We start from the raw sequence: 12,839 nt of genomic DNA on the forward strand, positions 1-12,839 counted from the left end.
TCTGTAGTGTGAGATTGGATAAAGAAAAGCCCCAACAGTGTGGGGCTTTGAGATTACTGTATTAAAGGAACTCGTCGGCGCCACCAGACAACATAATTTCGCCACTGTCTGCCATTTTCCTCGCAATACCCAATATCTCTTTCTGAGCCGCTTCCACCTCAGAGACTTTCACCGGCGGCATCGCCTCAATATCGTCTCTCATCATATCAGCAGCACGTTTCGACATGTTCTTGAAGATCTTCTCACGCAGACCATCATCGGCACCTTTAAGTGCTTTTTGTAGAATGTCTTGTGGAACATCACGCAGCAATCGCTGAACACCTTGGTCATCGACTTCAATAAGGTTTTCAAAGACAAACATAAGATCTTGAATCTGTGTTGCCATGTCTTCGTCTTGATCGCGGATTTGATCCATCAAGACACCTTCTACGTTGTTGTCCATGTAGTTCATGATCTCTGCCGCCGCTTTTAGGCCACCAATTTTGGCTGCTTGAGCACCTGCTTGACCCGCAAACTGTTTCTCCATGATTTCGTTCAATTCAGCAAGTGCCGAAGGTTGGACTTCTTCAAGGTTCGCAATACGCATCATCAAATCCAAGCGCACACGTTCAGGGAACTGCGACAAAATCTCGGCTGACTGGTCAGCTTCCAAGTAGGACAATACGATCGTTTGAATCTGTGGGTGCTCGTTAATGATGATACTTGCCACCTGACGAGGATCCATCCACTTAAGAGAATCCAAGCCTTTAGAACCAGTACCCAGAAGAATCTGGTCAACAAGGTTATTTGCCTTATCTTCACCCAGAGCGGCAACCAACGCATTACGCATGAAGTCTTCGCTACCCATACCAATATTGGTGTACTTTTGAATATCATCCAAGAAAGCACGGTGCACAGCACCTACTTTTTCTTGCGACAAATCGGCAGCACGAGCCATCGCACTACCCACACGTTGAACCTGTTTCGGCTCTAAGTGACGAATAATGCCTGCTGCATCTTCTTCGTTTAAACTCAACAACAAGATCGCAGCGCGTTCATCACCCGAGATTGAGGCGATATCCACACTCGCGACATCAAGCACTTCACCGCTTTCTGCTTGTTGTGGAACAATTTCGTTAGCCATCTGCCATCCAATTCTTAACTACTTGAGCTGCTAGCTCTGGTTCATTCGCTACAAGTGCACGTACTGCTTTCAGCACGTCCTCGTCTTTGTGAAGGTTAGGTAAGTCGATGCTTGAACCAAATTCAAACAGCTCTCCACCTTCGATATCACCACCAATTAAGCTGGTTTCGCCATCGGCGCCAATTGGCATACCGTCAGGGCCGTACATTTGATCATCGTTATCCGCCGCAGGGTTAAGCAGTTTCTTCATAGCAGGGCGAACAAGTACTAGAACAACCACAATAATAACTAACGCACTCGCAAACCAACGGACCCAATCATTAAAGTTTGGATGCTCCCAAATAGGTACGTCAGCCACCACATCAGTGACTTGAGGCGCAAACTGCATGCTCAGTACGTTTAACAAATCGCCACGGGTTTCATCAAAACCAACAGTACCAATCAGCACCTGACGAATCGCATTGATTTCACTTGCTGGGATGGGTGTGTGAACCACTTCACCTGTATCTGGATTCAGTGATTGACGGTCTTTAATCGCAACCGAAACTGTCTGACGATTAACCGTGCCACTCTGTTTACGTTCATGGCTGATGGTTGTATCTAACTCAAAATTTCGGGTCGCTTCTTTGTGAACTGAACCTTGGCCCGTCATTGAACCGTCTTTCATCTGGGCAACATCTTGAGGGATAGAAGCATCTGCTGGTGGCTGATTACTCAAAGCACCAGGAATACCAGCGACAGTATTACCGTTGTTGTAGTCTTCTAATGTATATTCACTTCGAGTTGCTGGTGTATTCGGGTCAAAACGTTTTCTGGTTTGTTCCACAGCGCTAAAGTCGAGCTGAATATCAACCTGAGCGGTATAGTTACCAAACCCAAGAATAGGTATCAGGATAGAGTCAATTTTTTCGCGCAGCGCTTGCTCTTGGTTACGCTCTAACTCATGTTCCTTACGACGTGCTGCAGACATTGGGTCTTGAGAGCCTGAGCTCAACAATCGACCGTGCTGATCAGTCACCGTGATACGTGAGGTTTTCATTCCAGGAACAGCACTCGCCACCATATCCACAACAGAATCCACTTCTTGCTGCTTAAGGTTATTTCCAGTTTTAAGTGTAAGGAATACTGACGCAGAGGCTTCTTGATTGTGACGCACAAAAACACTTTGCTTTGGTAGTGCTAATAAAACCTGAGCTTTACGCACCTGTTTCATCTGTTCAATGGCTTTCGCTAGCTGTCTCTCACGGCTTAACTTAAGGCGTTCTTGTTCTAAACGTTGTGATACACCAAAACCCATGTCTTGCATGAGGATGTCATCACCTGCGTTTCGCTCTTGGTTCAACCCAGCACGTACCATATTAAGCTTCAGTGAGTTGTACTCACTCGCTGGTACTGAGATAGTATTACCTTCAAGAGAGTACTCGATCTTTTGCAGATCTAAGTAATCCAGAACGGGGATCAATTCTTCAGTTTCGTAAGCGCCTAAAGGACGCATTTCTGGCTCTTTTACCCAGAAAAACAGCATTACAATGAGCGCTACACAAATCGAGATAGAAAGAACCAAGACCACTTGACGAAGTAAATCGAGGTCACCCACAGCCATATCGAACTTTGATGAACTGCGTTCACCTAGATCAGGATTCTGCCCTTCTCCATCAAGATCAGAACTCGCCATGAGGGCGTGGTCGTTGCTATCGCTTACGGTTAAATCTGTTGTTTGACTATTATCTGCCACTATTTAACTACCCAACTTATACCGGCATATTCATCAGCTCTTTGTACGATTCGACCAACTTATTTCTAATTTGGATCGTCGCCTCAAAAGCCACACTAGATTTATTACGAGCAATCATCACGTCAGATAGAGACACGCTTTGGTCTCCACTATCAAAACGAGCTTGAAGATCACCTGAGGTCTTTTGTAATGAGTTCACATTATTGATGGCTTGCGTCAACATGTTGCCAAAATCTGCACCAACCGCTTGCCCTGTTGCTGCAGGACGCGCGCTAGCAGCTTCAACCATCATTGCCTGCATTTCGCCTTGTAAACCATCTATTCTCATCTACTACCTCAGGAGTCAAAATTATGACTGTCTATTTCGCTGTATTATTGACTGAGCAATTAGCGTGCCACACATTATTTTGACTAGACATCGTACTACAACAGTCAGAAAGCTGGCACTACTAATCTATGCTCAGTTTGGGATATCTATTCCAGCATCGCGCATTTTTGCTAACTTATAACGCAATGTGCGTGGACTAATGCCCAACTTTTCAGCCATGTCTTTACGGCGGCCATTACATGCAATCAATGTTTCAAGAATAATCGCATACTCTTGATCTCTAAGCTCATTACCTAACCCTTCGCTGCTGGCAGCCAGTTTATTGATTGGACTCGCTTCAGCTATCGGCTTAATTTCTGGCGCTGCAACATCATTACCTTCCACAATTTGCTGCAGTCCACTTGCATCTTGCCAATCAACACCTTCAAGCAAGATATGCTCACCAGAAATATTCTCTTGCTCGCTCAAGATTAAGGCTCGCTGGATGACATTATCTAGCTCACGAACATTACCCGGCCACGGATAATTGACGAGTTTGTTGATGGCTAGATCCGAAACCGCAGGTACAGGCATACCAAGTTTGGTGCAATGACGCTCAACCAAGTGCTTAGCTAATGGCTCAATATCACCTTTACGCTCACAAAGTGGCGGCCAAGAAATTGGGAACACGTTCAGTCGGTAGTATAAATCTTCACGGAAATTCCCTTCAGAAACATACTGTTTCAGATCTCGGTTACTGGTAGCCAGAACACGCACATCTAACTTGACGCTTTTACGGCTGCCTAAACGTTCCACTTCGCGCTCTTGCAATACACGTAAAAGCTTGGCTTGTAGGCTAAGATCCATTTCACTGATCTCATCCAATAGAATCGTCCCGCCTTGTGCTTGCTCAAATTTACCTGGACAGGCCTGAATAGCGCCAGTAAATGCACCTTTTTCATAACCGAACAGTGTCGCTTCCAACATGTTATCTGGAATCGCGGCACAGTTAATCGCAACAAATGGGCCATCTTTACGACTAGAAGCGTTGTGAATGTAGCGAGACATCACTTCTTTACCCGATCCGCTTGGCCCTAAGATCATGACATTGGCATCGGTTTTTGCGACTTTATCAGCCAACATCATTAATTTGATACTTTTTTCATCGGCCACAATAGCGTCGCCATTATCATCCGACTTAACGGGCGCGTAACGGCTCACCATGTTCAACAATACTTCAGGGGCAAAGGGCTTTGCCATGTAATCAATAGCACCTTCTTTCATTGCCGCCACAGCATCTTCGATGTTGGCATAGGCTGTCATTAACAGTACGGGTAAATTTGGCCAATGCTGCTTGATGTTTCTTAGCAGTGCCAAACCACCCATGCCTGCCATTTGAACGTCAGACACGACAATATCAACGGAGTTAGATTTCAATTTGACCAGAGCATCTTCCGCACAATCCGCTTCCAGCCATTCATAGCCAGCAAGCGCGAGTGTATCAACAAGGGCTTCACGTAGACCTTCATCATCTTCGACGATTAACACTTTGCTTTGAGCCATAGGATTCTCCAGTGTAAATTCAATTAAAACGTATTAGCCTTCGGTTGAAGCGCTTCTTTCGAGCGGTAAGCACATAGTAAAGCATGCGCCATCACCTTCTTCTGATATCAATTCCAATCGGCCTTCATGTGCACGACATACCATTTGTACAACCGCTAAGCCTAAACCTGTACCTTGTGAACGAGTGGTAAAGAATGGTTCCATAATTTTACCTTGAAGCTCTTTCGGTACACCGGGGCCACTGTCTTGTACTGATATCTTAAGTTCACCGTTTACGGGCCTAAAAAAAACATCGATCTGCGATTCTTTACCAGCAATTTGAACCGCGTTCAGAACCAGGTTACTTAGCGCTGAAGCAATAGCGTTGGCATTACCAAACATTTTAGTCTCTTCGCCTTCTACTTCTTGGCAGTAATCAATCTGGTTGGTTTTGAGTGCCGCCTCCACCATCGGGTGAAACTCTGTGATCAATTCAGCCACAGTAAATGGCTTAACCACTTTATTATCACCGCCTTTAGCAAACAACAACATGTCATTCACTTGTTTTTCTAAGTCGTGCAATCTATCCATAAGCTTAGATTGAAAACGTGTCTTTGTTGCTGGTGGTAAGTTTGGTGCGGCAAGGTTTGATGCGTATAACATTGCACTCGAAAGTGGTGTCCGAACCTGATGAGCAAGTGAAGCGACCATTCTTCCTAATGATGACAAGCGCTGAAGGTCACTAACGCGAGATTGTAATAGACGAGTCTCGGTCAGGTCGGTAATCAATATCAGTTGACCTGTCGTAGAAGCCGAAATTGCCAGTCGAACTTTTCGACCATTCTTCAATGAGATCTCGTGACCGTCATCGTCCTTTGGCTCGAAAGCACTTTGAATCACCGAAAACCACTTCTCACCAACCAGTTCAACACCAAGGATACGGTGCGCTTCTGGGTTGGCCTCTCTCACTTCACCATGCGTATCTAACAAGATAACACCAGCAGGCATCACATCGAGCACTTGTTTATAGCGCTCTACTTGTTGCTCTACAGAATCGAGGTGTGATTGATTTTCTGGTTCGTTAGATAGTTGCATGTCAAAAATTTGCCTCAAATACTAAAACAGCCTGACACGCACAACACGAGTCAGGCTATTTGCTATATTTATCACATAGTTAAGCAAGCAACAACTCGACTATGCCCTTTCTATTCGCACAATCAAAACTGTTCTTTTAGTAAAAAGAGTCTTAGTTTTGTGTTGCTGAACATTAATCTGTGCTCTAGCGCTGTAGATTATACTTACGCATTTTTTCAACCAAAGTCGTTCTACGCATTCCAAGCATATCAGCCGCACGAGCAACGATACCGCCCTGCGCCTCCAACGCTTGATTAATCATGTTCACTTCCATATCAGCGAGCAGCTCTTTCAAGTTAACCCCTTCTGGCGGTAACTCTTGAGGTGCATTTGCATTGTCGGCAAGTTCATCTTGCTGATCAAAGCTGAAGTCTTCTGAGAACAAGTCGGCTAATGCATCACGCTCCTGCTCTTCTTCAGACACAAAGCTATTAAACTCTGGTTGGAATTCAGGAATATCGCTGTATCGATATTTGGTTGGCAGGTGATTCACATCAACCAAGCTATTTGGATAAAGAATTAGCATTCGTTCAACTAAGTTCGCTAGCTCACGAACGTTACCTGGCCAATAGTGTTCCATTAAAGAATTGATGGCGCGAGGCGTAAAACAGATAGGCATACTACCTTCTGCTTCCATTCTGGTCATCAGCTCTTGAAGTAACAGAGGGATATCTTCTTTGCGATCTTGAAGAGCCGGCATTTCAATTGGGAATACGTTCAAACGATAATAAAGATCTTCACGGAAAGAGTCGGCATCGATCATATCCTCAAGATTACGGTGCGTTGCCGCAATCACTCGAACATCCGCTTGAATGGTATTGTTACCGCCTACACGCTCAAAGCATCGCTCTTGTAACACGCGTAGTAGCTTAACTTGCATCGCCATTGGCATATCGCCAATTTCATCAAGAAATAGTGTGCCACCTTCAGCCAGTTCGAAACGGCCTTTACGTGCGGTAATTGCACCAGTAAACGCCCCTTTCTCGTGACCAAACAGTTCACTTTCGAGCAACTCTGCTGGAATCGCGCCACAATTCACTGGCACAAATGGCCCAGTACGACGCTTAGAATGATAGTGAATATTACGTGCTACGACTTCTTTACCCGTACCCGATTCACCAAGAATCAGCACGTTAGCTTCCGTAGCAGAGACTTGCTCAATTAAGTGACGAACTTCTTGAATGCTAGCGCTTTGCCCAACTAGGCTGCGAAACAGTGTGTTCTTCCGCGCAGAAGACACAACTTGAACGCCTTTACGGCCTAAGAAGTCTTTGCAGTGTCTTAATGCATCACTCAATTGAGGATAATTAAGAGGAAGTTCAAGTTCACCGACAAAGTTAGTAAGCTCGTCTACTGGGTGATTGTTTTTGCCAATCACAAGCAGTGGGATGTGATTCGCATGAACAAGCTTTTCATTCAGTAATGCGTTGAAGCCTTTACCTTTAATTGAGCCGATAATGCAGCCTGCCCACTGAAGTGACCAGTCTACTTTGCGTGCTTGTTCAGAGCTGATAACTTCGCAGCTCTCTCCTACAAACTCTAATATTGTGCTTAAATTGTGACGATCTTGAGCGTTATCGTCGACGACAAGCAGTTTTGCCAAACCTTGCATAAGTAGGAATTATTGCCTTTATTTTGGTGCGATGCGGAAAAACGGTGAGCGACGTAATCGATAAAACAGAGAAACACATCAATGATTATGTTTACGTGGACAAATTTAGGAAATCAGCAACGAAAAAAGCCATTAGGCTATCTAATGGCTTCTATTTTATTTGATTAAAAAAATAAGGCAACCAACCAATTGAAGGATATGAAATTGGTTAGAACTGCAGTTTTTCTTTAAATACCTACGTCAGCAGAGGTCAAGTTGTGATATTCGTTCGGAATTTGGTCCCAAGCGCTCTTAATTTCGCGGATAATATCGATAACATCATCAATAGGCTGTGGGTCATTTTTGTGATTTGCCGCAGAAATTTGCGTGATCATGAACTCATAAAGTTGATCTAGATTTTTTGCAATGTCGCCACCGTCGTCCATAGATAGGCAACTGCGTAGGCTAATGATGATATCTAGAGCCTTACCAAGTCGCTCCCCTTTCACCGGGATGTTGCCCGCTTGCATTGCCGCTTTGCCTTGAATCAAGCGCTCGATAGCGCCCGCCATTAACATTTGCACAATTTTATGCGGTGAAGCAGCCGTTAGCTGACTATCCACTGATACCTTTTTATATGCCTGTAAAGAACCGCGCATAGTAAACCTCTTCTATAAAAACTTTTTGTATTGCTGAACTGATTTAGCACCGTGACGATATTTGTGCAGGGTCTTGCCTACTCTACTCGTCTCAGACTGCATCAATTCCACTAAATTTCTGGTTCTGGTAATGGCTTCAAACCATTCAGAGCTTTGCTTAACGTCGGGGTGTGAGTCGATGAATTGAAGCACGTTTTGCAATAACTGTTCTCTGTTATCGACAAGCTGCGTTATTTCTTCAGCGTTAATTTCGCTAAACTCGAGTTTAGAGATAATTAGTTGATCCAGTTCACAAAGCTCTTGAAGCTGATTGTTCATCTACTAACCTAATGCATTCATCATACTACCCAGCTGAGATTGCATCTTACTGGTTGCATCTTGCATTGCAGTGAACTTAGAGTGCGTGCGACTCTCTAAGCTGTCCATGCGGCGATCCAATGCACCTTGATCATCAGCCAAGCGATAATTTTGCTCAACTAGGCTCTTCTCACGAGTGCGGATAGAGCCGGTGATACCTGTGATACCTTGAATCGCATCTTCCACTTTTTTGGCGAATCCGTTGTTACCACCAAAGAACTCACCTAGCTTGTCAAAGTTATTGTTCAGTTGACGGTCAAGCATGTCGTAGTTTATCTCTAACGAGCCTTGTCTTGTCGTAGTGATACCAAATTCGGTCAAAGATTTTAAGTTATCAGGCGCGCCTTCAATACTTGACGAAAACACACCTTTCAATCGCGAATCAGCGTTACGTACCGTGCTGTCGCCCGAAAGCGGCCCTTTTTGGCCGGTTGTTGGATCAACACCCGCCAAGTTTTTAGAGACTTGATAAAACTGATTATAAGAATTTACGAAAGCTTCTATGTCTTGGCGAACGCTATTACGGTCGTACTCAACACCAATTTCTGCCGGTGGCTTATCTTTCGGTGTTTTTCCCTTCACTGTAATGTCGATACCTTCTACGGCATCTTCAATCACATTGTTGTTACTAGACAGTTGAGCAACGCCATCCAAGACGACCATTGAATCTTGTCCCGCTTGGACCTCAGTCATGCCACTGTATGTATCAAAAGACTCTTGAGCTTGAGCAAGGTCAGCTTGCACTTTATCGACTTGCTCTAAAAGCTCACGCTCTTCAGGTTCTAATTTCGCACGTTCAATTGTTTTGGCTTGCTCAGCGGTCAATTCGCCTTTTTGAACTTTTTCAGCGAGATCGGCTTTTTCTTGTGAAATTTTCTCTTCGATACGCGCTTGCTCAGCTTCTAGCTTTTGCTGGGCTTCTTTTGGTGTCACGTATGAGTCAGTCAGAGTACCCGAGGCAGCATTTGACCACCCTGGCACATCAGGTGCTTTCTCAATCGCTTTTTCATCAAGCTCGAGTTCTGGTGTGTAATAAGAATCTAAAAGGGTACCAGAAGCGGTTTCAGTCCAGCCTGGAATATTGTCTTCAGGCATCACCGATTTAGCAGCTTGAGCTGCATCTAAAGCAGCCTGACCGTCAACTGCGGCTTGCTCACCGTAACTGAGACTTTGAGAGTCTCGGTCAACATCTGAGGTAGAATCGGATTGAGTTGCGGGAATTATGTTTCCGTCTTCATCGAGGTTTTCACTCGCATTTGGGTCATCGTTAGCGATCGCTTCATCGATGATTTCAACCGTTTTTCCTGCAGGGGTTAGAGCAAGAACATCTTGTGCAGCAAGGCGCGCTTTCTCTAGTGCTTTCACGCGCTCTTCTAGAGTTTTATATTCGAGTTTTTTGAGAGGGTTAGCAGCATCAGACTCTACATTAATGCTGATCTGCTGATCTGAACCAGACTGGTTTGAGGCGACAATAAGTCGTGGGCCTTCGACATCATTGATAATAGATGCGCGAATGCCTGGATTGCTATCTGCGCCATTTATGCTGCGAACGACATCGATAAGTTTCGATCTGTCGCCGACTTGCACATCAAAGCTATCATCACCGAGCGAAACCTGCAGCTTACCTGGGCCAAATTTCATGTCTTCTGATAACACATCAGAAGCTACTTTATGGCTCTGGGCAAGCTGCAACACATCGATGGCGTATTTGCCAGCGATCGCTTCAGTAGTCGCTGTTGCAGAAACAAGAGCTTCATCGGTACTTTCGACTGTTCGCACAGCAAAAGCTTTTTCCTGACGAAAATTTGTCATCAGGTTTTTCATCGAATCAAGGGATTCTCTAAGTCTTCCATAGGCACTAATGCTGGTATCGATTCGCGTTCGTTCATTATCGATTCTTTGCTGTTTAGGTACACGCTCAGAATCAACAATTTTGCTGACCATGGAATTGATATCCATGCCAGACGAAATCCCCATTGGGCCAAAACTCATTAAACCACCTCTATAATACGACTTAAACCTTCACCTCAAATATTCTACTATTCGAGTTTTGGGCTGCTAGGCGTCTTAGAATTTCAAGCATTTCTTCATCAGGTATCTGGCGAATAATATCACCGGTTGTGGTCTCATAAATCGTAACCACATCTCTCCCAGATTCTTCATCGACCTTAAAAGCCACACCTTTATTGAGAGAGGAGATAAACTCGTTTACCTTCTCCACCATTTTGACTCGCTCTTCATCATTTAACTCTTGTCGATGTTGAGCTAATTGAATCGCAGCTTCGGTAGCCTCCTCTTTCGATTTATCTACCTTGCCATAAGATGTTGCTTCTTTTAGTCGTGAAATGCTCGACGCACTACTACCTTCATCGCTTGCAAATTTAATGCCATTAGGTGAGCCATAAGGCTGGATGTTCGATGCGTTGGATGGAATTTCCATAACACTCTCCCTCCCTCCTTTATGAGCCAAACAGTAAAACTCTACTTGGGTAGAGTTTACCGCTACTTACCTAAGTAAGTTTAGCCCAATAAGCTTAGAGCTGCTGATGGTGATTGCTTCGCTTGAGCTAGGATGGAAGTACTCGCCTGTTGTAGGATTTGAGACTTCGTCATAGCCGTTGTTTCTTTCGCGTAATCGGTATCTTTGATACGGCTCTTCGATGCATTAACATTTTCGTTGATGTTATCTAAGTTGCTGATCGCGTGATCAAAACGGTTTTGGAAAGCACCAAGAGAAGCTCGGTTACTGTCCACTGATTTCAGAGCGCCATCAATGATCGATACTGCTTCATTTGCACCAGCAACCGATGTTACATCGATGTCGTTAACAGTAACGTCTTTACCAGCACCGATACCTAGCTCACCAGCAAGGCTGCCACCGAACTCTACATCGCCTTCAACTTTTTGGCTTGAAGCGAAAAGTTGCAGTTTGCCGCCTTCACCAACAGACGCTTTGACATCTTGGCTTTGACCGTTGATGTAAGTTGCTAGCTCTTCGATATCGTTGCCTTCTTTCGCAGAAATAGACAACTCTTGTGCTTCGCCAAACTTATCATTGTATTTGATCGTTAAGTCAGCACCAGCACCTACACGCCAAGAAGCATCTTTACCTTCTGTAACACCGTAGCTCTTACCACCCATGTCTTGAGTGTCGGTACGCATGTTGTTCATCGTTAGCATTACTGCTTCACCAGAATCTGCACCGATTTGGAAAGATTGGCTGCCGTAAGTACCGTTAAGAAGCTTGTTACCACCAAAAGAGGTCGTTTCAGCAATACGGTTAAGTTCTGTGTTTAGAGCCGAGACTTCTTCTTGGATCGCAACACGTTCAGATTTGCTGTTTGAACCATTTGAAGATTGAAGAGAAAGGTCACGCATACGTTGCAGAATGTTAGTTGACTCATTCATTGCACCTTCAGCAGTCTGTGCAATTGAGATACCGTCATTCGCGTTTTTCACAGCCATATCTAGACCACGACTTTGCGACGTTAAGCGGTTAGAGATTTGTAGGCCTGCAGCATCATCTTTTGCGCTATTGATTTTATAGCCAGAAGACAAACGCTCCATTGATTTTTGAGTACCTTCAGCCGCGCTATTTAGGTAGCGCTGAGCCGTCATTGCAGACACATTTGTGCTTACATTAATCGCCATAGTTGATCTCCTTTAGGCATTTTTTAATGCACCTATGTGACTCTCACCTCACACAAATACATATCAATTTGTTTATATACCAGTGTCTCTCTCACCTTACATTGGTACATATCATTTCTCTCAATCCCTTTAACGGCCCCTTAATTAGAAGCTTTAATAAAAAATGCATTTTTTTTCGCATTATTTTCAACAACAAAGAAAAGTGTGATCGGGATTCAATGAATAGTGCATTATCCGCTAAAGTTTCGTATCTTCGCTCATTTATAAGTGTCGATTTGCACATAAAAACCAAAGCAGATCCCTGATACCTCGTTCTACTCGGTTCTGGAATGACGACAAATACCTTTGTTCAAACTGAAACATTATGCACTCGGCCAACAGTGCTCATCTCGCAATGCTGTGAAATCATCATCACTCTATCCCCGTCATTCCCTACAGTGAGGAACGAACGTGATAGGGAATCTCGCTTTTACTCCTGTTCACCGACAGCGCACTTTTCCCAAATAACAGGCAATAAAAAACCCAGCCGAAGCTGGGTCTGTTTAGCGCTCATCTCTCACCACGAGCTAATTTGTGGAAACCAAACGTTAACGCATTGAGTCATAGGTCAACGTGGCCTTTCAATCGATTAACCGAGTAGGCTAAGTGCCGAGTTCGGCGCTTGCTTCGCTTGAGCAAGAATCGAGCTTGAAGCTTGAGAAAGGATCTGAGACTTAGTCATCTGAGTCGTTTCTTTCGCG

The 12,839-nt window shown here is 44.5% G+C and carries 12 protein-coding genes; all 12 read right to left on the reverse strand.

What is annotated here, in order from left to right; all coding sequences use genetic code 11:
• Positions 1–61: 61 nt before the first annotated feature.
• The gene (gene fliG, locus ACFI6G_RS17145) at positions 62–1,123 is read right to left on the reverse strand and encodes a flagellar motor switch protein FliG (RefSeq protein WP_010439333.1); all 1,062 of its coding nucleotides are present in this window, start codon (positions 1,121–1,123) and stop codon (positions 62–64) included.
• A complete protein-coding gene (gene fliF / locus ACFI6G_RS17150) occupies positions 1,116–2,858 on the reverse strand; it encodes a flagellar basal-body MS-ring/collar protein FliF (RefSeq protein WP_016784728.1) in 1,743 nt (580 codons plus the stop codon). The genes fliG and fliF overlap by 8 nt, the downstream gene beginning before the upstream one ends.
• Before the next feature lie 16 nt (positions 2,859–2,874).
• Positions 2,875–3,186, reverse strand: a complete 312-nt coding sequence (gene fliE / locus ACFI6G_RS17155; protein WP_010439327.1) for a flagellar hook-basal body complex protein FliE — start codon at positions 3,184–3,186, stop codon at positions 2,875–2,877.
• A 132-nt stretch (positions 3,187–3,318) separates the two neighbouring features.
• The gene (locus tag ACFI6G_RS17160; RefSeq protein ID WP_016789165.1) at positions 3,319–4,728 is read right to left on the reverse strand and encodes a sigma-54-dependent transcriptional regulator; all 1,410 of its coding nucleotides are present in this window, start codon (positions 4,726–4,728) and stop codon (positions 3,319–3,321) included.
• 33 nt (positions 4,729–4,761) lie between these two features.
• Complete coding sequence (locus tag ACFI6G_RS17165) at positions 4,762–5,802, reverse strand: sensor histidine kinase (protein ID WP_010439321.1); 1,041 nt, start codon at positions 5,800–5,802, stop codon at positions 4,762–4,764.
• A gap of 184 nt (positions 5,803–5,986) precedes the next feature.
• Positions 5,987–7,453 (reverse strand): sigma-54 dependent transcriptional regulator, encoded by a 1,467-nt coding sequence (locus ACFI6G_RS17170; protein ID WP_010439319.1) that lies wholly within the window; start codon positions 7,451–7,453, stop codon positions 5,987–5,989.
• Positions 7,454–7,680: 227 nt separating this feature from the next.
• Positions 7,681–8,091, reverse strand: a complete 411-nt coding sequence (gene fliS, locus ACFI6G_RS17175) for a flagellar export chaperone FliS (RefSeq protein ID WP_004736194.1) — start codon at positions 8,089–8,091, stop codon at positions 7,681–7,683.
• Between the two features lie 12 nt (positions 8,092–8,103).
• Positions 8,104–8,409, reverse strand: coding sequence for a flagellar protein FliT (locus ACFI6G_RS17180; protein ID WP_016784730.1), 306 nt, complete (start codon positions 8,407–8,409; stop codon positions 8,104–8,106).
• Between the two features lie 3 nt (positions 8,410–8,412).
• Positions 8,413–10,440, reverse strand: coding sequence for a flagellar filament capping protein FliD (gene fliD, locus ACFI6G_RS17185; RefSeq protein ID WP_016767053.1), 2,028 nt, complete (start codon positions 10,438–10,440; stop codon positions 8,413–8,415).
• Positions 10,441–10,462: 22 nt separating this feature from the next.
• Positions 10,463–10,888 carry a flagellar protein FlaG gene (gene flaG, locus ACFI6G_RS17190; RefSeq protein ID WP_010439312.1) on the reverse strand — a complete coding sequence of 142 codons (426 nt, stop codon included), beginning with the start codon at positions 10,886–10,888 and terminating at the stop codon, positions 10,463–10,465.
• An 80-nt stretch (positions 10,889–10,968) separates the two neighbouring features.
• Positions 10,969–12,099, reverse strand: coding sequence for a flagellin (locus ACFI6G_RS17195; RefSeq protein ID WP_010439310.1), 1,131 nt, complete (start codon positions 12,097–12,099; stop codon positions 10,969–10,971).
• Positions 12,100–12,727: 628 nt separating this feature from the next.
• A partial coding sequence (locus ACFI6G_RS17200; protein ID WP_259397661.1) for a flagellin occupies positions 12,728–12,839 on the reverse strand: 112 nt, incomplete at its 5' end.

The sequence above is a fragment of the Vibrio sp. PSi01 genome, from assembly GCF_054960695.1.

Excerpts from the sequence above, each read along its gene's own strand:
- ACFI6G_RS17165 (WP_010439321.1), bottom strand. The coding sequence starts at position 5,802 with ATGCAACTATCTAACGAACCAGAAAATCAATCACACCTCGATTCTGTA.
- fliG (WP_010439333.1), bottom strand. The coding sequence starts at position 1,123 with ATGGCTAACGAAATTGTTCCACAACAAGCAGAAAGCGGTGAAGTGCTT.
- ACFI6G_RS17160 (WP_016789165.1), bottom strand. The coding sequence starts at position 4,728 with ATGGCTCAAAGCAAAGTGTTAATCGTCGAAGATGATGAAGGTCTACGT.
- flaG (WP_010439312.1), bottom strand. The coding sequence starts at position 10,888 with ATGGAAATTCCATCCAACGCATCGAACATCCAGCCTTATGGCTCACCT.
- fliD (WP_016767053.1), bottom strand. The coding sequence starts at position 10,440 with ATGAGTTTTGGCCCAATGGGGATTTCGTCTGGCATGGATATCAATTCC.
- fliE (WP_010439327.1), bottom strand. The coding sequence starts at position 3,186 with ATGAGAATAGATGGTTTACAAGGCGAAATGCAGGCAATGATGGTTGAA.
- fliS (WP_004736194.1), bottom strand. The coding sequence starts at position 8,091 with ATGCGCGGTTCTTTACAGGCATATAAAAAGGTATCAGTGGATAGTCAG.
- ACFI6G_RS17195 (WP_010439310.1), bottom strand. The coding sequence starts at position 12,099 with ATGGCGATTAATGTAAGCACAAATGTGTCTGCAATGACGGCTCAGCGC.
- ACFI6G_RS17180 (WP_016784730.1), bottom strand. The coding sequence starts at position 8,409 with ATGAACAATCAGCTTCAAGAGCTTTGTGAACTGGATCAACTAATTATC.
- ACFI6G_RS17170 (WP_010439319.1), bottom strand. The coding sequence starts at position 7,453 with ATGCAAGGTTTGGCAAAACTGCTTGTCGTCGACGATAACGCTCAAGAT.